This is a genomic window from Arthrobacter sp. P2b (assembly GCF_900168295.1).
Lineage (GTDB): Bacteria > Actinomycetota > Actinomycetes > Actinomycetales > Micrococcaceae > Arthrobacter.
Genome location: NZ_FVZL01000001.1, coordinates 136484 through 160756, shown reverse-complemented (window position 1 = coordinate 160756; position 24273 = coordinate 136484). Strand labels below are relative to the sequence as shown.

The following is a 24273-nucleotide window of genomic DNA, read 5'->3' as shown; positions in this document are numbered from 1 at the left end:
GTCAGACTTTGGCCGGGTGGAGGACGACTTTGGTCCAGCCGTCTTCGCGGCTGTCGAAGTTTTTGTAGCCCTCGGGGGCCTGGTCCAGCGGCAGTTCGTGGCTGACGATGAAGGAGGGGCTGGCCTTCCCGCCGGCGATGAGGTCGCGCAGGGCCCGGTTGTATTTCTTGACCGGGCACTGGCCCGATCCCATCGTCTGTCCCTTGAACCAGTAGTTTCCGTAGTCAAAGGCCACCTGCCCCTGCTTTTCGAGCTCATCGGGGGAGCCAGGATCCTGGGGCAGGAACACGCCCACCACGCCCAGGCCGCCGACGAACCGGACGGAGTCCACGAGCCGGTTCAGGGTTTGGTTGGGATGTTCGTTTCCGGCCGGGTCGTGTGCCTGGTAGCCGACACATTCGCAGCCCCGGTCGGCCCCGAATCCCATGGTCTGGTCCTTGACGAACTCGACAGGGTCCACGGCGGAATCATCCACAGGGATGGCGCCGATCTGCTCGGCCAGCTTCAAGCGGTCCTTTTGGCGGTCTACGACCATGACTTTGCCGGCGCCTTTGATAATGGCCGAGTAGGCTGCCATAAGGCCTACTGGTCCCGCACCATAGATGACCACGGAGTCTCCCGGGTACACCCCCGCGAGCTCGGTGGCGTGCCAGCCGGTGGGGAAGATGTCGGCCACCATGACATAGTCGAGCTCTTTCTCCACGGAGTCCTCGCCCAGGCGCAGGCAGTTGAAGTCCCCGTACGGCACCCGCAGGTATTCTGCCTGTCCGCCTTGGTACGGGCCCATGTCCGCGAAACCGTAGGCCGCGCCTGCGAGCTGGGGTTCCGGCTGCATGGTCAGGCAGTAATTGGTGAAGCCCCGGTCGCAGTTCTTGCAGAATCCACAGGCGACGTTGAACGGCAGTACGACGCGTTCGCCCACCTTTACTTTGCTGACAGCCGGGCCGGTCTCAACCACTTCACCCAGGTTCTCGTGTCCAAAGGTGCGTCCGGGTTCGAAGCTGGTGCGGCCCTCATACATGTGTAGGTCTGATCCGCAGATATTCGCAGCGGTAATTCGCACCAGCACGTCGGCCGGGTGCTCGATTTTGGCATCCGGTACGTCCTCAACGCTGACGTCGTTCGGTCCTTTGTAAACTACTGCCTTCACTTTTCCGCTCTTTTCTTCTATCCCATCCGATCGTTAGTCCAGTACTGGTACCTTCCGGGCGCAGCAAAGCAAGGGACCTGCAGGACTGCGGCCCGGAAAAAGGGGGGAGTTGCACCCGATACGCGTATTGGAGCTGGCGAGGGAATGGGGGAATAAGGATAGTGGCCCCTGAGCCCACCCAAGGCTCGTGAGGCCAAAAGGTTGTCACACCGCCAGGCTTTCGGGAAAAAATCCCGCCTGACGGCTGTACGCAAAAGAGAACTTATCGAGCCTTAATGCTAAGCAGCCTTAGTAACGGTGTCGAGGGGTCATCCCCGAAATCTTCCCCCAATCGTGGGTTGGGTAGCTGAGCTTCGAGGAGGCAGGCGCGGATGCTCCGTGCCAGCGCTACACATCGACCTGCGATGGAAAGCGTCGGTAGTGACTACATTCCTTCTGGCCGATCTTGCCGTAGGGGCGTGGTCGTCCGAGCTGCTGAGTTAGCGATAAATCAGCACCCTTACTAATGCTGCTGGCGCCAGCGGCGACCTCTTATCCCTTTGTTTCCGCCACTTTGTATGCGAATAACACCAGTCGTCACACCTTTAACAAGTTTTCCGAAAACCCTTGATAGTGCGCTAACTCAGCATGTAAGTTAGCTCACAGCCCCAAAGGTGGGGTGATCACGAACACAAGGGAGTGTTGTTCATGCGGAGAACTACAACTGGAATTCGTCGGAACAAAAGACTTGGCAAGGCGGCTCTGTGCGCCTCCGTCCTGACGGTCGCCATGCTTGGGCTGACCGGGTGCAAGGGCGGCGCCACCGCGGACAATGCGGAGGAGAAGGCAAGCGGAAAGGGGCTTGTCATCGGCTGGAGCCAGCGCGGCATCAGCGGCAGTGACTGGTGGAAGACCCTCGTTGAGGGCGGCCAGGCTGAGGCGGGGAAGATTGGGGCGCGCCTCGAGTTGCTTGACGCCAATGGTGATACCGTCCGGCAGAACGCTGACGTGCAGACCCTCATCACAAAGGGCGTAGACGTCGTGGTGATGAACCCGAACGACCCGCTCGGCGTCGGACCCTCGGTTCAGGCGCTGAAGGATGCGGGCATACCCGTCGTCACCGTCAACTCAAGCCTGGATAAGTCACTGGTCCCGGACATGTTCTGCTACGTTGCCGAGGACCAGGAGCACACCGGCTCACTTGCCGGCGAAACCGCTGCCCAGAAGGCGCTCGAGAAGTACGGCGACAACGGCCAGATCAAGCTCGTCGGTATCGGCGGCTTCCCGGGAGACGTGTTGAGCGATCTCCGGTTCAACGGTTTCATGGCGGGGTGGAACCGCGTTATGGATAAGCACCCGGGCGTCACTACCGTAAAGCTCGATACGAAGTACGGGGAATGGAAGCCCGACAAAGCGCTCGCCCCGATCCGGGACGTGGCCACCGCCAACCCGGACATCAAGGTTGTCTACAGCATGAGCGACGTGATGCATGGCGGCATCGTTCAGGGCCTGCAACAGGCCGGTCTCTGGGGTGACGGGATCATCATGGCCAGCTATGACGGCGGCATGGGGGCGATCAAGGAAATGGTGGACGACCCGACGGGTCCGTTGCAGGCGGATGCCTCCAACCAGCCGTGGGACCAGGGAGCCGCCGCAGTGCGGATGGCACTTGCTGCCTTCAATGGCGACCAGGCCCAGTGCCCGGACAAGACGAACTACATCGACACGACGGTCATCACGCCCGCCGAGGCGCCGGATTACTACGTCCCCACGGACACCTATGTCCGCGCAAAAGACTGAGCTCCCTGGCCGGCGCTGCCCCGTGGCCGGCAGTTCCACCCAGAGCCCTATATAAGGAGCATGATGCTCGCCCATAACCAGGTCTCGCCTTCCACCGCAGCGGCGGAGACAGCACGAGACACCCATGACGGCGCTTCGGAGCTGCGGCTCGATGGCGTCACCAAGTCCTATCCCGGCGTCCAGGCGTTGAAGGGAGTCAGCTTCAGCGTCTCCCGTGGATCCATTCACGCACTTGCCGGGCAGAACGGCGCAGGCAAGTCGACGCTCGTAAAAATCCTCTCCGGAGCGGAGTCCCCGGACGGCGGGACCATCCGCCTTGGCGGCGAGCTTCAGCGTTTTCGAGACCCCATGGACGCCCAGCGCGCCGGGATCCACACAATTTACCAGGAACTCTCGCTCGTGCCGTCCCTCTCGGTGGCCGAGAACATCTTCCTGGGACAGTTGCCCCGGCGGGCGGGGGCCTCTGTCGACTGGCAGCGTATGCAGGCAGAAGCCCGGACCGCGCTGGACCGGGTAGGTTTCGATCTCGATGTCCGCCGCCCCGTGGCAAGTTACTCCACAGCGGAGCAACAGGCTGTGGAGTTGGCCAAGGCCCTGCACAAGGACGCCCGGGTCCTGCTTCTGGATGAACCCACCTCCACGTTGCCCCTGCCCGATGTTGAACGGCTGTTCACCGTCCTCCGCTCCCTGTCCGAACAAGGCGTGACGCTGTTATACATTTCGCACCGCATGGACGAGCTGTTTTCGCTCTGCGACGCCGTGACAGTGCTGCGCGATGGGGTAAACGCTGCGGATTTGAAGACAGCAAACTCCAAGCCCGCGGACGTGGTCACGGCAATGGTCGGGAAGAGCCTCGAAGGGTCCATTGCCGAAGCGGCCCTCCGCGGGGAACGCTCGCCCAGCCTCGGCGCCGGACCGAAGGAGAGCATCATCCTCTCCGCCCGCGACCTCTCAGAGCAGGGGTACGTGGACAAGGTGTCGTTCGAGCTGCGTGAAGGCGAGGTGCTCGGCATCTCGGGGCTCATCGGCAGCGGCCAGTCAGAACTGGCTGGCCTCATCGCTGGTGCGCGGAGGCGGACTTCCGGCGAGATCCGCGTCGACGGGAAAGCGGTGGACTTCCGTGCCCCGCGCGACGCGATCCGCCGCGGGATCGGGCTGCTGCCGCAGGACCGCAAGGCAGCGGGCTTCATCCCGGACATGGGCGTTGCCGGCAACATCACGCTGGCCAGTTTGCCGCAATTCAGCCGGCTGAGCGTGATCCAGTCCCGGCGGGAACGTGCCGTGGCCGGGGAGATGGTGGGCCGGCTCGGCATGAAGGTATCCGGAGTGCATCAGCCGCTCAAGACGCTGAGCGGGGGAACCCAGCAGAAGGCCATCCTGGCCCGCTGGCTTGTCCGCCAGTCACGCATCCTCGTGTGCGACGAACCCACCCGCGGCGTGGACGTCGGGGCGAAGGAGGACATGTACGAGCTCATCCGCGAGTTCGCGCAGGCCGGCGGAACCGTCGTGGTGGCGAGCTCGGAGATCACGGAGGCGATGATGTGCGACCGCGTCCTCGTGATGGCGCGCGGCCAAGTCGTCGCCGAACTCGACCATGACGACATCGACCCCTCCGGCAACGCCATCCTTGAGCGCTTCGCCTGACGGCCCCCCAATCAGTTTCTATTCAGGAGTACACCTATGTCCCGGACCTTGTCGTCCCTGCCGCCAACGAGTGGCGCCCCCTCCCCGTCCCCATCGCCATTGGCCAGCATCGGCTCCCGACTGCGGGGCAGCACCTTCCGTGCCCTGCCGAAGAGCTACCTGATCCTTGTGCTCCTCGCGATCGTCGCGGTGGGCTATTACGTCTCCGACGACTTCCTGACGTTCCGCAATGCTGAAAACGTGATCACGGCCGCCTCGATCGTCGTCGTGCTGGCGATCGGCCAATACTTTGTCATCCTGACCGGCGGCATCGACCTCTCCGTAGGTTCGATCCTGGCGATGTCCACGGTCCTTACGGCACTGACCCTGCAGTCCGGGATGCCCGCCGGCGCGTCCGTCGTGTTTGTGCTTGCCTGCTGCGCTGCCGCCGGACTGATCAACGGCATCCTCGTCGTTTGGCTGAACATCCCTCCGTTCATCGCGACGCTCGCCATGATGAGTGCCGTCAAGGGCTTCAGCTACATCATCCAGTCAACAAGCCTGATCGAGATCAAGGACCAGTGGATCATTCAGGTCTTCTCCCGCGGCAGCGTCCTCGGCATCCGCAACCCCGTCCTGATCTTCATCATCGTGGCCGTGATCGCGGCGCTCGTGGCCAAGTACACCACGTTCGGTCGCTCGCTTTACGCGATTGGCGGCAATCCTGAAGCATCGCGGCTTTCGGGCCTGCCTGTGGCGCGGAACCTGATCATCACCTACACAATCTCCGGCGTTCTCGCCGGCCTCGCAGGCCTGGTCGCCGCCGCCCAGCTGCGGCAGGGAAGCTCGCTCATCGGCGTAGGCTACGAACTCGACGCCATCGCAGCCGTCGTGGTGGGCGGCGCATCCCTCATGGGAGGCAAGGGCGATCCCCTGAACGCCGTGATCGGGGTGTTCATCCTGACCACCATCATCAACATCATGAACCTCGTAGGGATCTCCTCCGAGCCGCAGCTGGTCATCAAAGGCGCAGTGATCATCCTCGCCGTCTTCCTCTCCAGCGCAGGCGGCGTCCAGAGGATCTCCGGATTCTTCGCCAAACATTTCCGGCGCACCCAGCCCGCATAGCCGCGTAGCCATCGTCATCCCAATTCAGCTTCAGAAAGCAGGAATCATGTCCATTCACCCCTTCGGACGCACCGGCCTGACCGTCTCCGACATTTGTGTCGGCACCAGTGCGCTCGGCAGCTTTCCCGCCCAGTACGGTTACGAGGTCGACGAAGACACCGCCGTCGCCACGATCCACCGCGTCTTCGACGGGCCCTTCACGTTCATTGATACGTCGAATGAGTACGGCGGCGGTGCAAGTGAAGAGCGGATTGGCCGGGCCATCGCCGAGCGCGGCGGCATCCCTGAGGGATACGTCGTCGCCACGAAGGTCGATCCGCTTCCCGGCAGCACCGACTTCTCCGGGGACCGCGTCCGCCGGTCCGTCGAGGAGAGCCTGAAGCGCCTCGGGCTCGATAAGCTCCATCTCGTCTACCTGCACGACCCCGAGAAGATCTCCTTCGAGGAGGGAGTGGCCAAGGGAGGCCCGCTGGAAGCCCTCATCGATCTTCGGGACCAGGGTGTTATCCAATACCTGGGCGTCGCCGGGGGCCCGATCGACCTGGAGTTGCAGTACCTGGCGACCGATGCATTCGACGCCGTCATCAGCCACAACCGCTACACCCTCGTCGAACAGACTGCCGAGCCGCTCCTGGAGGACGCGGCCCGCCGCGGAGTGGCCTTCGTCAATGCTGCCCCGTTCGGCGGCGGGATGCTCGTCAAGGGACCGCGCGCGGTCCCGCGCTACTGCTACGCACCGGTGGACCAGGCGACGATCGACAGGGTCCTGCGCATGGAAGAGCTGTGTGGCCAGCACGGCGTCCCGCTCGCCGCAGCTGCCCTGCAATTCTCGGTCCGTGATGACCGGGTGGCGTCCACCATCGTTGGAATGTCGCAGCCGAGCCGGGTGGAGGAAACCGTCCGCCTGCTCAACCATGACATCCCCCAGGAACTCTGGGACCAGCTGCTGCCCCTTGCACGCGAGGGCCGGAACGGCATTGAAGCCGTGACGGTCTGACTGCCGGCGCGAAGCAGGAATTTACGAAAGGAAACAAAGCAATGACCAGGAAGAAGCAGCCTGAGGCGGTGGACGTCGTCATCGTCGGCGCAGGCGCCGGCGGGGCAACCGCGGCAAAGGTGCTGTCGGAGGCCGGACTGAAGGTGGTGGGCCTCGAGCGTGGGCCCTGGCTGAAGCCCGAGCACGCCTCGGGGGACGAACTCAAGTTCCTCAACCGGAATTTCATCTGGCAGGATCCGAAGATCAAACCGCGGACCTACCGCCCAAACGACAAAGTAGAAGCCGAAATCACCAACTTCTCAGCCACGCCGCAAGTCGTCGGCGGAGGCACCACCCACTGGGGTGGCATGGTCCCGCGCATGGCCGAGAGCGATTTCAAGCTGCGCAGCCTGCACGGCGATGTTCCGGGAGCAAGCCTTGTCGACTGGCCCATCTCCTATGACGAACTGGAGCCGTACTACACACGCGTTGAGTGGGAGTTCGGCACGTCGGGTCTTGCCGGGGCGAACAAATGGGAAGCGTGGCGCAGCCGCGGCTACCCCACCAAGCCGTCACCGCTGAGCCAGATCGGGCGGACCTTCGCCACCGCGATGTCCAAGCTCGGGCATGGTACGTTCCCCATGCCGCAGGGCATGGTGACCGAACCCTACCGGGGGCGCCAGCCATTCAGTGAGAACGGTTTCTGGCAGCAGTACCCGGACCCGGGAAGCGGCAAGTCATCCACGCTGATCAGCTTCATCCCGGACGCCGTTGCGACTGGGCGCTACGACCTCCGATCCGACTGCTATGTCAGCGAGATTCTCGTCGGCAAGGACGGCCGCGCCACCGGTGTCCGCTACCAGGACGAGGACGGCGACGAGTTCGTCCAGCACGCCAAAGCCGTGATCGTCTGCGGCGGCGGCATCGAGACTCCGCGCCTGCTGCTCATGTCAAAGTCAGGGCTCTTCCCGGACGGCCTTGGCAACGGCAGCGGCATGGTGGGCAAGAACGCAACCTTCCATCAGTACTCATTCTCCGTGGGCCTGTTCGACCGTGAAGTCAGCGACCCGCTCTACGGGTGGGCGGGCCACTACATGAGCTTGTGTTCGTTCGACTTCTACGAGACGGATGAGAGCCGGGGCCACATCCTGGGATCACTGATCTTCCCGTCCATGATCGGACACCCGGTGAACTGGAGTTACCCCGGCCGGCCTACGTGGGGCCAGGCGGCAAAGGACTCCGACCGCGAGTTTTTCAACCACAGCATGAAGATCGGTGTCCTCCTGCATGACCTGCCGGTGGAGGACAACCGGGTCGACCTTGACCCGAACGTCAAGGACGCCTGGGGTCTGCCGGTCGCCCGTATTACCCATACGCCCCACTCCAATGACTTTGCGCAGGAACGCTGGCAGGTCGCCAAGAACGGGGAAATCCTGGAGGCTGCAGGGGCGAAGAAGGTCATTCCGGTCAACATGGAGCGGATCACCGGCAACACCTCGCACGAACTGGGCACCGCCCGCATGGGCAATGATCCTGCGACGTCCGTCGTGGACCGCTGGTGCCGCTCGCACGAAGTACCAAACCTCTACGTCTTCGACGCGAGCTTCTTCCCGACAGCGACCGGTATCAATCCGGCCCTGACGATCATGGCGAATGCCTGGCGGTGCTCCGACCGCATTCTTCAGGTGGACCGCCATGGCTGGTCCGAAAACTGACTCGCACTTAACACAGGACACGAAAGGACAGATGTCATATGGGACAGGCGGAATGGGCTACGGTGCCCATCTCAACACGGGACGTTGACGGCCCGGTCTTCTTCACCGAGCACGAGTGGAACACCATCGAAGCGGCGTCGGCCCGGATTATCCCCACCGACCACCACCCGGGTGCACGTGAGGCCAAGGTGGTCCGCTTCATTGACCGGATGCTTGCGGGAACGCAGTTCATCTTCCCGGCAGCGGACGGCAACGGGTTCCTCCGGATGGAGGGCCGCGACGAGGCCGCATGGCAGGAGCGCATCAAGCAGCGCCGGGAGTTTTACCGCGAGGGCGTCCTGGAGTTGGACCGGCTGGCGAAAGAGCGTGCCGACGTCGAGTTCCTCGGACTTACGGAAGAGGACCAGGACGCGGTGCTCGAGACACTGTCGGGCGCGGCGAAGCCACACGCTTTCTCGCTGGAGCACTCCGAGGTTGGTCTTGGCGGCGCGCCGGCAGGAAACCAGCCGGTCAACGAGGACTTCCTGGAGTTTTTCCCGCTGCTGGTGCTCAACACCCGCCAGGGGTTTTACGGCGACCCGGTGTATGGAGGGAACGAGAACCGCGTCGGTTGGGGTGTCATCGGCTTCGACGGACCTCCGTCGCTGGCCTCAACAATGGACGGCAGCTACACCACCCGCAAGTACATGGTGGAGGGGGCCGAGTGGCCGTACGACCAGCATCCCGAAGTCCTGCGGTACCGGCGTCCGTGACAGCTGGCGCGCCGACCGGCGGCGCGTTCCGGGGCTCCTCGAGGGTAGCCGGGGATAATGGAGTGGTGTCCACGACTCCCGCGCCTTCAGAAGCCCGCAACACCAATGGGCGCGGGGAGCGGCTGGCCTCCAGGTCAAAGGCTCCCCGGATGTCCGACGTTGCCCGGCTCGCCGGAGTGTCCCAGCAGACTGTGTCACGGGTAGTCAGGGGAGCCACGAATGTGGATCCAGACATCCGACAACGCGTGGAGCACGCGATTGCGCAACTCCGGTACCGGCGAAATCCTGCAGCCGCGGCGCTCGCCAGCAACCGGACCATGACGATCGGTGTTGTCAGCTTCGAATTGTCGGTCCTGGGCCCAACGGTGGCCCTGTACGGTATTTCGGAGGAAGCCCGGCAACATGGCTACGCTACGCGTCTGGTCACGTTGGCCAGTCTCGAACGGCGGGATATCCGGGCAGCCTTCGAATCCATCAATTCGGACACGGTCGACGGCGTAATCGTGCTCGCGCCCCTGTTGGATGCGATCACGGTGCTTGAGGACCTCGACATCGGTGTCCCCGTGGTCACCTTCCAGCAGGGATCGCACCCGAGCCCCACAAGCGTTTCCGTTGACGAAGTGCGGGGTGCCCGGATGGTGGTGCGCCACTTGCTGGACCTCGGGCACGAAACGGTGTGGCATGTTCAAGGCCCTCCGGGTTGGATGGCAACATCAGCCCGGGTCCAGGGATGGGCGGCGGAACTGGGCGCGGCTGGACGCGTCGTTCCGACGCCGCTCGCAACGACCGATTGGTCGGCCGCTGAGGGATACCGCGTTGGACGTGAACTCGCCGCGAGGAAGGATGTCACGGCGGTCTTTGCCGCCAACGACCCCTTCGCGCTCGGCGTGATTAAGGCCATGGACGACGCCGGGCGCAACGTACCGGGCGATGTCAGCGTCGTGGGATTCGACGACGTCAAGGAAGCACCCTTCTTCCGGCCGGCACTGACCACGGTGAAGCTGGACTTCGAAGCCATCGGCCACATCGCTGTAGGCCGCGTCCTCGCCATGATCAAAGAGGAGGCGGAGGGGGACATCCCCCTGCTGGAACCGCTCCTCATGCTCCGCGACACCACCGCGTCGCCGCGTAGCCGGCGCTGATACCAACAGCGTCTGCCTGCACCCAAACCGGGGGCTGAACTCCCAGCTCTGGGACCCAAGGGCTCCTGGCCTATTTCTGAAAATCATTGACCTTCGGGTCTTGCAATTCCCTACCTCACCGCAATAGGCTGAGTTAGCGCTAACTCAGGAACTCAAAGAAGAGAAAAGAGAGAAAAACAATGGTCGATCCATTTGTCGTCGTTGCAGTTTCGCCGCGGACAATCAATGTGAAGAATCCCGGTGACGGCGTTGCGAACGTCAAGCGCATCAACGAATTCATCGATACAGCAGTCATGGTCGGGGCCTGGGAGGGCTCTCCTGTCAAGCTGGTTGTCCTGCCGGAGATGGCTATTCAGGGGATGATCGCTAACACCCCGGGTAACCGGGAAAAGGAGCGCCACTTTGCTGTGACAATCCCCGGGCCGGAGACGGACGAGTTGGCCAAGAAGGCCGTGGAACTCAACACCTACATCGCTGCCGAGCTGTACATGGTCAAGGATGATGATTTCCCGGACCGCCACTTCAATGTCGCCTTTATCATCGATCCGCAGGGCGACATTATCTACAAGCGTTACAAGGCCACCAGTGATGCCTATGAGGGCGGCATGCTTGGCAACATGAACCCGCACGACGTGTGGGACGAGTGGATTGAAAAGAAGGGCAATGGCAATGCAATGGATGCCATTTTCCCTGTGGCGAAGACCGAGATCGGCAACATCGGGTACGCCATTTGCCACGAGGGTGTCTACCCCGAGGTGCCGCGTGGGCTCGCGATGAACGGCGCCGAGATCATTATCCGGGGCACCCTGATCGAGCCGGCCGTGCAGAACGGCATGTGGGAACTGCAGAACCGGGCACACGCCATGTTCAACTCGGCGTATGTCGTCGCCCCGAACCTGGGGCCCGAGGTTCGTGACGACGGGAGCATGCAGGACCTGTTTGGCGGCCAGTCCATGATCGTCGGTCCGCGGGGCCAGATCCTGACCAAGCAGCAAGGCTGGACGTCGGGTGACTCGTTCGTCTGCACCACGATCGACATCGAGGCGCTCCGCCGGGCCCGAGTCTCCAATGGCCTGTACAACCAGTATAAGGACCTGCGCACCGAGCAGTACCGGGTTATCTACGACACCCCCATCTACCCGAAGAACCAGTACCTCGACGCCCCTCCCGGTGAGGACTGGCTGGCCCGGGAAGACTCAACCCGAGCCGCCAATATCGAGAAACTCATCGAGCGCGGGGTACTCACGCCGCCCTCGGGCTACAAGGCCTAAATTGGGGGATTGGCCGGGGTGCTCTTAGCGCACCCCGGCCAATTCATGTCCTGATTTGGTGAAGGCGCTTTTGCTTATGACGCACCTGAATACGCCCTCCGAGAACCCGCCCAACTTCTCCTCCACACGCACGTCCCCACCTCAGCCGCCGGACGTAAACTGACCTTCGCACCACACCTTGTGGACACTGTGTCAGGAGCCGCCCATGCTCTGGAAGCTGCTTGTTGAATACGTCCGGCCGCACCGGCAGCTGCTCGCCGCCGTCGTGGTCTTCCAACTGGCGCAGTCCATCGCGTCCCTGTACCTGCCCACCCTGAACGCGGACATCATCGACGAGGGCGTGGCCAAGGGGAACGTCGGCTACATCCTCAGCTTGGGCGGCGTGATGCTGGGGATCACCCTGCTGCAGATCGTGTGCGCGGTGATCGCGGTGTACTTCGCGGCGAAGGCGGCGATGGGCGTCGGCCGTGACCTCCGGGACGCCATTTTCACAAGGGTGGGCGACTTCTCCGAGCAGGAGGTCACCAAGTTCGGCGCACCCAGCCTCATCACACGGTCCACCAACGACGTCCAGCAGGTCCAGCAGCTGGTGCTCATGTCCGCCACCATGCTGGTCACCGCGCCCATGCTCAGCATCGGCGGCGTGATCATGGCCATCAGGCAGGATGCGCAGCTGTCCTGGCTGATCGCCGTCGCCGTCCCGGTGCTGCTGATCGCCGTCGGCCTGATCACCGTCCGGATGGTGCCGCTGTTCCGCAAGATGCAGAAGCGGATCGACACCGTGAATCGGGTCCTCCGCGAGCAGCTCACCGGCATCCGCGTGGTGCGCGCCTTCGTCCGCGAGGACATCGAGACCGAACGTTTCGCCCGCGCCAACGAGGACGTCACGGACACCGCACTGCGCGCCGGCCGGCTCATGGCGCTCGCGTTCCCCATGGTGATGCTGGTCCTGAACGTCTCGTCCGTGGCCGTGATCTGGTTCGGGTCGTTCCGCATCCAGGACGGCTCCATGCAGGTGGGCACGCTCATCGCGTTCCTGAGCTACCTGCTGCAGATCCTGATGTCCGTCATGATGGCCACGTTCATGGCCGTGATGATCCCGCGCGCCGCGGTGTCCGGGGACCGGATCGGGGAGGTGCTGCGGACCGAGTCGAGCGTCCGGCCGCCGCTTCATCCCGTCAGTACGACGGCGGGAAAGGACGGCCGCCGCGGCGAGCTGGAAATGCGCGACGTCGGATTCGCCTACCCAGGTGCCGACCAGCCGGTCCTCACCGGGATCAGCTTCACCGCCAAAGCAGGGCAGACGACGGCGATCATCGGCAGCACCGGCGCCGGCAAAACCACCCTGGTGAACCTCATGCCGAGGCTCTTCGACGCCACGGAAGGCTCGGTCCGGATGAACGGCGTGGACGTCCGCGAGCTGCACCCGGACCTGCTCTGGGGGCACATCGGCCTGGTCCCGCAGCGGCCCTACCTGTTCAGCGGCACCGTCCGCAGCAACCTGCTCTACGGCAAGCCGGACGCCACCGAGGACGAGCTGTGGGCCGCGCTGGAGATCGCCCAGGCCCGCGACTTCGTGGAGCGCACGGAGGAGGGGCTGGACGCGCCCATCAGCCAGGGCGGCACCAACGTTTCCGGTGGGCAGCGGCAGCGGCTGGCCATCGCCCGGGCACTGGTGAAGCGGCCCGAGCTGTACATCTTCGACGACTCGTTCTCCTCCCTGGACACCGGCACCGACGCCCGGCTCCGGCAGGCCCTCAAGCGCAGCACCGCCGGCGCCACGCTGGTGATCATCGCCCAGCGCGTCTCCAGCATCGTGGATGCGGACCAGATCTTAGTGCTCGACGACGGCAGGATCGTGGGGCGCGGAACGCACCGCGAGCTGCTGGAAACGTCGGAGACGTACCGCGAGATCGTCTCCTCCCAGCTGGCAGCGGAGGAGACGGTATGAGCGCGCCGCACCGGCCGCCGTCGTCCGCGTCTTCCGGTACCAGCTCCGGAACCGCACCCGGAGCCAAAACGGCAAGCGCCGACGTCGTACGCATCCCCCGCCCGGCAGGCGGACCGGGGCGGGGCGGGCCGTTCGCGGGGATGAACGTCCCGGCGGAGAAGGCGATGAACTTCTGGCCGTCGGCCAAGCGGCTGATGGGGACGCTGCGGCCGGAGCGGGCGTGGCTGCTGCTGGTGTTCGCGACGGCGGTGGCCGGGGTGGCGCTGTCCGTGATCGGGCCGCGGCTGCTGGGGGAGGGCACCAACCTGATCTTCGCCGGCGTGGTGTCGCGGGAGCTGCAGGCGGGGGTGAGCAAGGAGCAGGTGATTGCGCAGCTGCGGGCGTCCGGGGAGGGGCAGCGCGCCGACATGCTCAGTGCCATGGACCTGGTGCCGGGGCAGGGGATCGACTTCGCCGCGCTGGGCAGTGTGCTGACGTGGGCGCTGGTGCTGTATGTGCTGTCGTCGGCGTTTATGTGGGTGCAGGCGTATGTGCTGAACGGGGTGGTGCAGCGGACGGTGTTCGGGCTGCGGGAGCGAATTGAGGCGAAGATCAACCGGCTGCCGCTGCGGTATTTCGACTCGATCCAGCGCGGCGAGCTGCTCAGCCGGGTCACCAACGACGTGGACAACATTTCGCAGAGCCTGCAGCAGACCATCAGCCAGGCGGTCACGTCGGTGCTGACCGTGGTGGGCGTGCTGGTGATGATGGTGATCCTGTCGCCCACGCTGGCACTGATCGCGCTGGTGACCATTCCGCTGACGCTGGGGCTGACGGCGCTGATCGCCAAGCGCTCGCAGAAGCTGTTCGTGGCGCAGTGGAAGCACACGGGGGAGCTGAACGGGCAGATCGAGGAGACGTACACCGGGCATGCGCTCGTGAAGGTGTTCGGCCGGCAGCAGGAGGTGGGGGAGCGGTTCCGGCAGAAGAACGCGGAGCTGTATGAGGCCAGTTTTGGTGCCCAGTTCATTTCCGGGCTGATCATGCCGGCCATGACGTTCATCGGGAACCTGGTGTATGTGGGGATCGCCGTGGTGGGCGGGCTGCAGGTGGCGTCCGGGGCGATGCAGTTGGGCGATGTGCAGGCGTTCATCCAGTACTCGCGGCAGTTCACCATGCCGCTGGCGCAGCTGGGGTCCATGGCGAATGTGCTGCAGTCCGGGGTGGCGTCGGCGGAGCGGGTGTTCTCTTTGCTGGACGAGGAGGAGGAATCTGTTGAGCCCGCGCCGTCTGCTGGGCCGGTGTTTGGGCGGGGGCGGCTGGTGTTCTCGGATGTCTCGTTCTCGTACTCGCCGGACCAACCGCTGATCTCCTCGCTGTCCCTGGTGGCGGAGCCGGGGCAGACGGTGGCGATTGTGGGGCCCACCGGGGCGGGGAAGACCACGCTGGTGAACCTGATGATGCGGTTCTACGAGATCGATGCGGGGCGGATAACGCTCGACGGCGTGGACGTCACCTCGGTGCCGCGGCGCGAGCTGCGCTCGCGGATGGGGATGGTGCTGCAGGACACGTGGCTGTTCGCGGGGACCATCCGGGACAACATCGCGTACGGGCGGCCCGGGGCTACCGAAGCGGAAATTTTGGAGGCCGCCCGGGCGACGTATGTGGACCGGTTCGTGCGGTCACTGCCGGACGGGTACGACACCCTGCTGGAGGACGAGGGGTCCAATGTGTCCGCAGGGGAGAAGCAGCTGCTGACGATTGCCCGGGCGTTCCTGGCGCGGCCTTCAGTGTTAATCCTGGACGAGGCGACTTCTTCAGTGGATACGCGGACGGAGGTGCTGGTGCAGAAGGCCATGAGTGCCCTGCGGTCCGACCGGACTTCCTTTGTGATCGCCCACCGCCTGTCCACGATCCGCGACGCCGACCTCATCCTGGTGATGGAGGCCGGCCAGATCGTGGAGCAGGGGACGCACGCTTCCTTGTTAGCTGCCGGCGGGGCTTACGCGCGGTTGTACGAGGCGCAGTTCGCGGCTCCTGTTGCGGAGGACCTCTAGGGGCATTCTGGGTGCCGTGGACAGGGGTGAAACAGTCAGGGATTTCACCTGGAGGCAGGCCAAGTTCCGGAGGCGCGGGCTAGGCAGTGGAGCGATGTACAAAGCAGGGTGAGCTGCGGATGATCACAGAGTTCCTCCCCCAAGCCCTGTAATGTAAATCCACATGCGCTCCGGTGATGAAGCTGGGTGTCGAAACGGATGATTAGAAAAATTTCCTTGGGGGAAGATTTGAAACACAAACTCGACGAAGTATTCAACGAAGCGGGTTTGCCTGCTCTGACCTACGTTCCTCCCGCCGAGGCTCAGCAACTCAAAGGCTCCTTGTTTACTAGGGGCAAGCACGTCACCCTAGTTGGCCCTTCCGGCAGCGGCAAGTCCACGGTTGCCAATAGCACTTTGAAATCGCTTGACCTAGACGAGAATAAGGTACACGCCTTTTCAGGCCGTAACTACGCTGAAAGTACGAGCATCCTGGAAGTACTCGGACAGGAGTTCCGGGTTGCACCAACTACGGAAGAGATCTTGCCCTGGCTCAAACTTTATGACCTGGTAATGATCGACGATGTTCATCATCTTTCCTTAGGTGCACGAACGGAGTTGGCCAAATTTCTCAAGCTTTGGCATGAGGTTGGAATCCGATTTTTTATGATCGGGATTGCAAAAACCAGCGAAGAAATTCTTGGTCTTGACCCCGAACTGGCGATTCGCAACGACACGTGGCACTTGGAGTCTCAGTCGACCGAGTTTATGGAGAAGCTGCTTAAGAAGGGCGAAGCAGCTTTGAATATTCGGCTGGACGACGAGAGTAGGAGCACCGCGGTAGCGGCGGCACAAGGTTCGCCGTCCATTTTTCAAGCCATATGTCGAATCGCCTGTGTCGAAGCGGATGTGTTTTGGACAGGCGAAACGCTGGTTGATGTCCGAGTCGAGCTACCACTCATCAGGAACGCGGTGGTCAAACAGTATGATGGCCGTTATCTTACGAAGATCGTCAGTCTGGCTCGTGGGCGACGTCAAGCCCGCTCGGTTTATGACACCTACTACGAAATTGTTCACTTTGTAGCACGCAGCGGCAAGCAACAGATTTCGCAGGACGAGTTGTATCACAACGTTGTCGGAAGTGCTGAAGCTAGCGCTAAGGATGGTCTCAGGAACAGCTTCTATCGCGCGATGAAAGCACTGCCCGAAGTCATTCGAGAACATGAGCTCTCGGACATTCTCATCTTCGAAAACGGCACGCTCACTATTGACGACCCCGTCTTCAGGTTTTACCTCGACCACCTTGATTTTTCGAGGGTTCGTTCGCAGGTTAACATCCGGCGTCTTGGTTATGAGTACGACGTGGCCGTCTCATTCGCCGGAAGTGACCGCGCCACGGTGAAGAAGCTCGTTGACACCTTGAAGGAACGAGGCATGGAGGTGTTTTACGACTTTGACTCGCAGGCGATCCTCTGGGGCAAGGATCTGCGCGTCGAACTCGGACGCGTCTACAGTGAAGACGCTCAGTTCATGGTGGTGTGTCTTTCGGATGATTATCCCGAAAGCGACTGGCCTGCTTTTGAATTCGAAATTGGGAAGAACGCCGCCCACAAGCGCACAGGGGACTATCTCCTCCCCCTCATCGTGGGACCGACGCGACCAGCCATCATCGGTCTACCGGCTTCGACTGGCCATATTGACCTCGCCCACAGAAGCATCGAAGAAGTAGCAGACCTGCTGCAGGAAAAACTTGCGACTCTGCCCCCGCTGCGGTCCGAGGTGTCGGCCTCAGTCTAAGTTTTTCACCGACCTTGTAGTCCGCTGACTAGGCTGACTAGACAGTACTGGCGCCTCTCCAGGCCTAATGAGAATTTCTGGCTTCGGAGAGGGCCTGTGCTAGTTAGGCATTTACCGACCGCGGTAACGCAAGGAAATGCCCCCTAGTCCGCGCTCGCGGGGCAGGAGTTCGGTGAGGAGTGACTCGCTGATGATGCCGTGAAGACGGATTCGGTAGCGGCCGGAGGTGGACGCAAGAGTGTGTGGAAGATCAGGGACGGACGCCGGCACTGCCGGGAAATTGACCAGACACACGCTTACCGACGCGCCAGATGCATTCTTCTGTTCGTGCCGTGAGGATCTCGGACAGCTCACCCACCTCACTAACCCGCCGCCTCCGTCGTAGTACACGGACATACGAAGCAATGTTTCGGCGTGTCGACCGTAACCTGTTTAGATGCCTCGTTTTGCGCTTGATATTGAGTCCGTGCCCCGCCCTGTCCGATCGCAGGAGCTGCTGGACGCAGTGAATCACCGCGTCGTCATTGCTGACGGCGCGATGGGCACCATGCTGCAGGGCCGGGACCTGTCTCTCGAGGAAGACTTCCAGGGCCTCGAAGGCTGCAATGAGATCCTCAATGACACCCGCCCGGATGTCCTCGCCGACATCCACGATGCCTACTTCGCCACAGGCATCGACGCGGTCGAGACCAACACCTTCGGGGCCAACTGGTCCAACCTCTCCGACTACGGCATCGACGACCGCATCGAAGAGCTCGCCCGCAAGGGCGCCGAGATCGCCCGGGAACGCGCAGAAGCGGCAGAAAAAACAGACGGCCGGATGCGCTGGGTCCTCGGCTCCATGGGCCCGGGCACCAAGCTCCCCAGCCTTGGCCACACCACGTACGACTACCTCAAACAGACCTTCGCCCTGCAGGCCGAGGGCCTCATCGACGGGGGAGCGGACGCCTTCCTCATCGAAACCAGCCAGGATCTCCTGCAGACCAAAGCCGCCGTCAACGGCTGCAAGCAGGCCATCGTGACACGCGGCATCCGGCTCCCCATCTTCGTCGAGGTAACGGTCGAAACCACCGGAACCATGCTCATGGGCTCCGAAATCGGCGCTGCACTCACCGCACTGGAGCCGCTCGGCGTCGACGCCATCGGCCTGAACTGCGCCACCGGCCCGGACGAGATGAGCGAGCACCTCCGCCACCTCTCCAAGCAGTCCTCCGTGGCCATCGCCTGCATGCCCAACGCCGGCCTGCCGGTCCTCGGCCCCAACGGCGCGCACTACCCACTCTCACCCACCGAACTCGCCACCGCCCACGAGCAGTTCGTGCGCGAATTCGGCCTGGGCCTGGTGGGCGGCTGCTGCGGTACGACGCCGGAGCACATGGCCGCCGTCGTCGAACGCCTTGCGCCCTTCCGCACCGCAGCCCCGGTCACCACGGAGACGAAAGCCAGCAACGGCGCCGCCCGCACCCCCACCGAGCGTGAAGCCGGCATCGCGTCCCTCTACCACCACGTGCCGTTCGACCAGGATTCCGCCTACCTCGCCATCGGTGAGCGCACCAACGCCAACGGGTCGAAGGCGTTCCGCCAGGCGATGCTCGAAGAGCGCTGGGACGACTGCGTGGACATCGCCCGCGAGCAGGTCCGCGTCGGCGCGCACCTGCTGGACGTCTGCATCGACTACGTGGGGCGCGACGGCGTCGCGGACATCAAGGAGATCGTCTCGCGTTTCGCGTCGGCCTCCACCCTCCCGCTCGTCATCGACTCCACTGAACCGCCCGTGCTGCAGGCAGGGCTCGAACTCATTGGCGGCCGCCCGGTGGTCAACTCCGTCAACTACGAGGACGGCGACGGCCCCAACAGCCGCTTCGCGCGCATCATGCCGCTCGTGAAGGAACACGGCACCGCCGTGATCGCCCTGACCATCGACGAACAGGGCCAGGCCCGAACCACCGAAGGCAAGGTGGCCATCGCCTCCCGCCTCGTCGATGCCCTGGTGGGCGAATGGGGGATGCGCGTCGAGGACATCATCGTCGACGCCCTGACCTTCCCCATCGCCACCGGCCAGGAAGAAACCCGCCGGGACGGCATCGAAACCATCGAGGCCATCCGCCAGATCACCGCGAAGTACCCCGGCATCAACACCACGCTCGGCGTCTCCAACGTGTCCTTCGGACTGAACCCGGCAGCGCGCGTCGTCCTGAACTCGGTGTTCCTGCACGAGGCCGCGCAGGCGGGTCTGACCAGCGGCATCATTGACGCCGCCAAGATCGTGCCGCTCGCCTCCCTGCCGGAAGAGCAGCGCAAGGTGGCGCTGGACCTCGTCTGGGACCGCCGCGAATACGACGCCGACGGCAACACCACCTATGACCCGCTGGCCGTCATGCTGGACATGTTCGCCGGCGTCGACACCGCAGCGCTCAAGGACCAGCGCGCCGCCGAACTCGCGGCGCTGCCCACCGGCCAGCGCCTGGAACGGCGCATCATCGACGGCGAAGGCAAGGGCCTCGAGGAGGACCTCGACCTGGCACGCAGCGAGGGCCTGACCCCGCTCGGCATCATCAACGACCACCTGCTTGAGGGCATGAAGGTGGTGGGCGAGCGCTTCGGCGCCGGCGAAATGCAGCTGCCGTTCGTGCTGCAGTCCGCCGAGGTGATGAAGAACGCCGTCGCGCTGCTCGAGCCGCACATGGAGAAATCCGATTCCTCGGGCAAGGGCACCATGGTGATCGCCACGGTGCGCGGCGACGTGCACGACATCGGCAAGAACCTGGTGGACATCATCCTCACCAACAACGGCTACAACGTCATCAATATCGGCATCAAGCAGGGCATCGCCGAGATCATGGCCGCGGCGGAGGAGCACAACGCCGACGTGATCGGCATGTCCGGGCTGCTGGTGAAGTCAACCGTGGTGATGAAGGAGAACCTTGCCGAGCTGCAGTCCCGCGGCCTGGCGAAGAAGTGGCCCATCATCCTCGGCGGCGCTGCCCTGACCCGCGCCTACGTGGAGCAGGACCTGGCGGAGCAGTTTGACGGCGTGGTCCGGTACGCCAAGGACGCCTTCGAGGGCCTTGCCCTCATGGAACCGCTCGTGCGCGTCGCCCGCGGCGAGTCACCGGACGACGTCGGCCTGCCGCCGCTGAAGAAGCGCATCCACAAGGGCGGCGCGAAGTTTACGGTGACCGAGCCGGAGGCAATGCCGGGCCGGTCCGACGTTGCCTCCGACAACCCCGTGCCTGCGCCGCCGTTCTGGGGCACACGCATTGTCCGCGGCGTGGCACTCCACGATTACGCGGCCTTGCTCGACGAACGCGCCACGTTCATGGGGCAGTGGGGGCTCAAGCCCGGCCGCGGTGAGGACGGCGCCTCCTATGAGGAACTGGTGGAACGCGAGGGCCGGCCGCGCCTGCGCTACTGGCTGGACCGGATCCTCGCCGAGGGAATGCTTGACGCGTCCGTCGCCTACGGCTACTTCCCGGTGGTCTCCGAGGGGGAACAGGTGGTGGTGCTGCACCACGGGGAGGATCACGACGGCGTCCTCGGCACCGCGGGCCTGCTCGCCCCTGATGGTGGTTCAGGTGGTCCGATCGGCACCGACCGGCTGCGCTTCGACTTCCCGCGCCAGCGCCGCGACCGGCACCTGTGCCTGGCCGACTTCGTGAAGTCGCGTGAGTCGGGGCAGATTGACGTGCTGCCGGTCCAGCTGGTCACCGCCGGCTCGAAGATCGAGGAGTTCACGTCCAAGATGTTCGCCGCAAACCAATACCGCGACTACTACGAGCTCAACGGCCTGGTCATGCAGCTCACCGAGGCGCTGGCGGAGTTCTGGCATGCTCGGATCCGCAAGGAGCTGGGCTTCGCGGCGGAGGAGCCGAAGGACACGGCAGGATATTTCAAGCTCGACTACCGCGGTGCCCGGTTCTCGCTCGGCTACCCCGCGTGCCCGGACATGGAGGACCGCCGCAAGGTGACGGAGCTGCTGAAGCCCGAGCGGATGGGCGTTGTTTTGAGCGATGAGCTGATGCTGCATCCCGAGCAGTCCACCGACGCGTTCGTGTTCCACCACCCGGAGGCGAAGTACTTCAAGGTGTGAGGTGGTACTTCCGCCTGCTGGAACAGACACTGTCAGGAGGGTCTGTTACACGTGAAGAGCTGAAGGGACTGGGCCCGGTGTATTACCGAACCCAGTCCCTTCAGCTCCAGCTCGCAGGTGAGCTGGTCCTAGCGTGGGGCGTGTTATTTCTTTTCGGGGAGGAACATTGCCTTTTCCAGCGGTGTCACGGTGAGTGATTTGAGCTGGGCGGTACCGCCTTCGGCGAAGAGGGCCATCTTGTCGGCGCCCGGGTTGGGGAATACCTGGTCGGTGATGGTCTTCAGGCCGTTCTGGGCGAACACCTCCACGGAGGAGCGGTCGAGGTAGATACGCATGGTGACGTTCCCGTTCTTGTCCAGCGTGACGGGGGCGTCCTCGATGGAAGCGAAGGCCGGGTGGAATGTGGTGTTGCCGGATTTTGTGCGGTCAACAAACATCTTGCCGGTCGTGGCATCGTAGCCAATGACGGTGGACGACTGTCCGTCGCCGAGGACTGTGATGCCGGATTTTGTTGCGGTGCCGGGGGCGAAGGTAATGTCCACCTGCTGGACCTGGCCTGCCGACTGTGCCGGCAGCGGGTGCGTTCCTGCTGAAATCGGGCCGCCCTTCTTGTCGTTATAGCTGACTTTCCCTCCCAGGTTTTCCACTTGCTTTACGGCGCTTTGGGTGAGGCGCGGACCGTCAGGGGTTTGCGTGAGTTTCACTTCACGGGGGAGGGCCATGGCGCTGCGCCAGGGGTTGGTTGGGGTGTTGTTGGCGTAGTCCCAGTTGCTCATCCAGCCCAGCATTACCCGCTTGTCGTCGGGCATGTTGGCGAAGGATACGGTGGCGTAGTAGTCCCGTCCGTAATCCAGCCAGTCATAGGACTCCAGCCGAGAGGCAGCTGGCGTGGGGCTTGCTGTAAATTCATCCGCGAGGATGTGCCCCCAGCCGAACCTGTTGTTATCGACGACCTTGATGTGTGCCTGCTGGCCAACGAATTCCTTGACATCCCATGATGTCCAGTCCAAGGATTCACTGTCGTTGCCGGTGGTCGTACGGACCACCTGTCCGTTGACTACCAGGTTCACCGTTTCTTCATCGGACCTGGGAACAGCGGCAGTGTCAGTGAGCATGACGTGGTCAAGGGTCAGGTGTCCCCACCCGCCGGTGGCTTGGTCAACGATACGCAGCTGGGCGTTTTGCCCCGCGAATTCGGAGACGTCCCAGCCTTTCCAGTTCAGCAACCCGCCGTTGTCGCCGGCCAGGGAGCGGACCACATTGCCATTAATGAGCAGTTCGACTGCGAGGGTCTGTCCGGAGTCGGCGGAGCGGTTGCCGCCTCCGACCAACATGCTCATGAAATCTTTGATGATGGGGAACTCGGGGGAGGTCAGGGTACCTTGGCGGTCATCACCGGGTACCGTACCGGATTCGAATGTGTTGATCCGTTTGGCGCCAATGTAGTAGTCCCCGCCGCTGGTGGCTGGCTGGAAATTGGGGGTCAGGTCTCCGGTGCCGGTCCAGCCGGCATTGGCCAGCGTAGTTCCGTCGGGAACCTCGAAGCCTTCAAACTTGAGCTCTCCTTCGGGCGGGTTATTGTCCAGCTTGTCCGAGACGTGGGGGTGTTTGCCTCCGCCCACGAGGAAGTTCAAGTAGTCGTCGGTCACGGTGAATGTGGGTGACTGCATGGAACCGAGGGGCCAGTCCCCATCATTAAAGGAGTTGATCAGGCCGCTGCCGCCGAATCCGGTCACTGGGCTCTGACCGGGCAGGGAACCGGGCGCTGGGGCCTCACCGAAGGGACCATTCTTCCAGTTGCCCGGTTCGTTGTTCACCGTCCAGCCGTTGTAGGTTCCGTCGTTGAATCCGGCCAGGACTGTTCCGGCCGGTGGGGCAGTGGCCGGTTCGGTGGTTTCTGAGGTGAACGTGGTGCCGTCGAAGTTGCCCACGAAGTACTGGACGGCAGAGCCCCCAGCGACGCCGCCGGGGTTGATGCTGACGATCATGACCCATTTGACGTTGTTCGGGTCACCGTCAACAGCCAAGGGGAACAGGTCGGGGCATTCCCACTGCCCGCCGGTGGCGTTGGCGGGCCCGAAGTCGCTCAGTGCCGTCCAATCCTTGAGGTTGTCCGACTTGTAGAGGACAACCTTGTGCTCCTGCGATTCCACCGCGGTCATGACCCAGTAGCCTCCGCCGGCCGGGTTGTCGTACCAGAAGACCTTCGGGTCGCGGAAGTTGGCTGAGTTCCGGTTCAGGACAGGATTGCCGTCGTACTTGGTCCATGTCTGGCCGTCGTCCAGGCTGTAGGCCAGGGACTGGGCCTGCAGGCCGCGGTGCGGGGACGGCTCCTTGTAGGCACTGGTGTAGATCGCGATCAGGGGCGGGTTTTCCGCGGTGCCCAGCCCGGACGTGTTGTTTTTGTCCACGACGACGCTGCCGGAGAAGACATCTTCCTGGGCATCGGTGGAGATGGCCAGCGGCTGCTCTTCCCAATGGACGAGGTCCTTGGACGTGGCGTGGCCCCAGGACATGTTCCCCCACGTGTTCCCGGAGGGGTTGTGCTGGTAGTACAGGTGGTAAACGCCCTTGTGGAAGACGAGCCCGTTGGGGTCGTTCATCCAGTTCTTTTCCGGCGTGTAGTGGATGGCCGGCCGGTGCTGCTCATCCCCGAGTTCGGCGGCGGCCGCGGGCATCGCGCCGGCCAGTGCTGCGGCGAGCGAGAGGCTGGCCAGTGTCAGTGCAGAGACGCTGCGCGTGCTCCGCATTGTGGATTGTTTCATGTTGCTTGTGTCGCCCTTCATTGCGCGTGTCTAGCCGGTAGACAACGTTGTCAGCCAATGCGATGGACTCTAAAAGATGTCCAGCGGACAAGTCAACGGTCCTTTGGTGGCCGTTTTTC

General features: G+C 63.3%; 14 protein-coding genes. 12 read left to right on the top strand and 2 right to left on the bottom strand.

Annotated features, from left to right (window positions below; translation table 11 throughout):
- Nucleotide 1: 1 nt before the first annotated feature.
- A complete protein-coding gene (locus B5520_RS00710; protein ID WP_079595150.1) occupies nt 2-1150 on the bottom strand; it encodes a glutathione-independent formaldehyde dehydrogenase in 1149 nt (382 codons plus the stop codon).
- Nucleotides 1151-1837: 687 nt separating this feature from the next.
- Between B5520_RS00710 and B5520_RS00705 the strand changes: the two genes are divergently transcribed.
- The 12 genes from B5520_RS00705 (at nt 1838) to metH (ending at nt 21389) form a co-directional block, all read left to right on the top strand.
- Entirely contained in the window at nt 1838-2929 is a 1092-nt protein-coding gene (locus B5520_RS00705; RefSeq protein WP_104443407.1) for a sugar ABC transporter substrate-binding protein, read from the top strand.
- 60 nt (nt 2930-2989) lie between these two features.
- Nucleotides 2990-4573, top strand: coding sequence for a sugar ABC transporter ATP-binding protein (locus B5520_RS00700; protein WP_254865431.1), 1584 nt, complete (start codon nt 2990-2992; stop codon nt 4571-4573).
- Between the two features lie 36 nt (nt 4574-4609).
- Nucleotides 4610-5680, top strand: coding sequence for an ABC transporter permease (locus B5520_RS00695; protein WP_104443406.1), 1071 nt, complete (start codon nt 4610-4612; stop codon nt 5678-5680).
- Nucleotides 5681-5726: 46 nt separating this feature from the next.
- A complete protein-coding gene (locus B5520_RS00690) occupies nt 5727-6677 on the top strand; it encodes an aldo/keto reductase (protein WP_079595147.1) in 951 nt (316 codons plus the stop codon).
- Nucleotides 6678-6718: 41 nt separating this feature from the next.
- On the top strand, nt 6719-8371 hold the full coding sequence (locus B5520_RS00685; RefSeq protein ID WP_079595146.1) for a GMC family oxidoreductase: 1653 nt from the start codon (nt 6719-6721) through the stop codon (nt 8369-8371).
- Nucleotides 8372-8409: 38 nt separating this feature from the next.
- Nucleotides 8410-9123, top strand: coding sequence for a gluconate 2-dehydrogenase subunit 3 family protein (locus B5520_RS00680; RefSeq protein WP_079595145.1), 714 nt, complete (start codon nt 8410-8412; stop codon nt 9121-9123).
- Nucleotides 9124-9272: 149 nt separating this feature from the next.
- A complete protein-coding gene (locus B5520_RS00675; protein ID WP_079595144.1) occupies nt 9273-10265 on the top strand; it encodes a LacI family DNA-binding transcriptional regulator in 993 nt (330 codons plus the stop codon).
- 179 nt (nt 10266-10444) lie between these two features.
- Nucleotides 10445-11536 (top strand): nitrilase-related carbon-nitrogen hydrolase, encoded by a 1092-nt coding sequence (locus tag B5520_RS00670; protein ID WP_079595143.1) that lies wholly within the window; start codon nt 10445-10447, stop codon nt 11534-11536.
- A gap of 205 nt (nt 11537-11741) precedes the next feature.
- Nucleotides 11742-13487: an ABC transporter ATP-binding protein gene (locus B5520_RS00665; protein ID WP_079595142.1), complete on the top strand. Its 1746-nt coding sequence runs from the start codon at nt 11742-11744 to the stop codon at nt 13485-13487.
- Nucleotides 13484-15523 (top strand): ABC transporter ATP-binding protein, encoded by a 2040-nt coding sequence (locus B5520_RS00660; RefSeq protein ID WP_079595141.1) that lies wholly within the window; start codon nt 13484-13486, stop codon nt 15521-15523. Before B5520_RS00665 ends, B5520_RS00660 begins: the two co-directional genes overlap by 4 nt.
- A 216-nt stretch (nt 15524-15739) precedes the next feature.
- Entirely contained in the window at nt 15740-17299 is a 1560-nt protein-coding gene (locus B5520_RS00655) for a TIR domain-containing protein (RefSeq protein WP_254865430.1), read from the top strand.
- A 436-nt stretch (nt 17300-17735) separates the two neighbouring features.
- Nucleotides 17736-21389, top strand: a complete 3654-nt coding sequence (gene metH, locus B5520_RS00650; protein ID WP_079595140.1) for a methionine synthase — start codon at nt 17736-17738, stop codon at nt 21387-21389.
- Between the two features lie 143 nt (nt 21390-21532).
- Here the strand turns inward: metH and B5520_RS00645 are convergent, their stop codons facing one another.
- On the bottom strand, nt 21533-24154 hold the full coding sequence (locus tag B5520_RS00645; RefSeq protein WP_254865429.1) for a GH32 C-terminal domain-containing protein: 2622 nt from the start codon (nt 24152-24154) through the stop codon (nt 21533-21535).
- Between the last annotated feature and the right edge of the window lie 119 nt (nt 24155-24273).

What these genes read in the sequence shown, in the direction of transcription:
- B5520_RS00690 (WP_079595147.1), top strand. Translation starts at nt 5,727, where the DNA reads ATGTCCATTCACCCCTTCGGACGCACCGGCCTGACCGTCTCCGACATT.
- B5520_RS00660 (WP_079595141.1), top strand. Translation starts at nt 13,484, where the DNA reads ATGAGCGCGCCGCACCGGCCGCCGTCGTCCGCGTCTTCCGGTACCAGC.
- B5520_RS00705 (WP_104443407.1), top strand. Translation starts at nt 1,838, where the DNA reads ATGCGGAGAACTACAACTGGAATTCGTCGGAACAAAAGACTTGGCAAG.
- B5520_RS00675 (WP_079595144.1), top strand. Translation starts at nt 9,273, where the DNA reads ATGTCCGACGTTGCCCGGCTCGCCGGAGTGTCCCAGCAGACTGTGTCA.
- B5520_RS00665 (WP_079595142.1), top strand. Translation starts at nt 11,742, where the DNA reads ATGCTCTGGAAGCTGCTTGTTGAATACGTCCGGCCGCACCGGCAGCTG.
- B5520_RS00670 (WP_079595143.1), top strand. Translation starts at nt 10,445, where the DNA reads ATGGTCGATCCATTTGTCGTCGTTGCAGTTTCGCCGCGGACAATCAAT.
- B5520_RS00685 (WP_079595146.1), top strand. Translation starts at nt 6,719, where the DNA reads ATGACCAGGAAGAAGCAGCCTGAGGCGGTGGACGTCGTCATCGTCGGC.
- B5520_RS00680 (WP_079595145.1), top strand. Translation starts at nt 8,410, where the DNA reads ATGGGACAGGCGGAATGGGCTACGGTGCCCATCTCAACACGGGACGTT.
- B5520_RS00700 (WP_254865431.1), top strand. Translation starts at nt 2,990, where the DNA reads ATGATGCTCGCCCATAACCAGGTCTCGCCTTCCACCGCAGCGGCGGAG.
- metH (WP_079595140.1), top strand. Translation starts at nt 17,736, where the DNA reads ATGCCTCGTTTTGCGCTTGATATTGAGTCCGTGCCCCGCCCTGTCCGA.
- B5520_RS00645 (WP_254865429.1), bottom strand. Translation starts at nt 24,154, where the DNA reads ATGAAACAATCCACAATGCGGAGCACGCGCAGCGTCTCTGCACTGACA.
- B5520_RS00695 (WP_104443406.1), top strand. Translation starts at nt 4,610, where the DNA reads ATGTCCCGGACCTTGTCGTCCCTGCCGCCAACGAGTGGCGCCCCCTCC.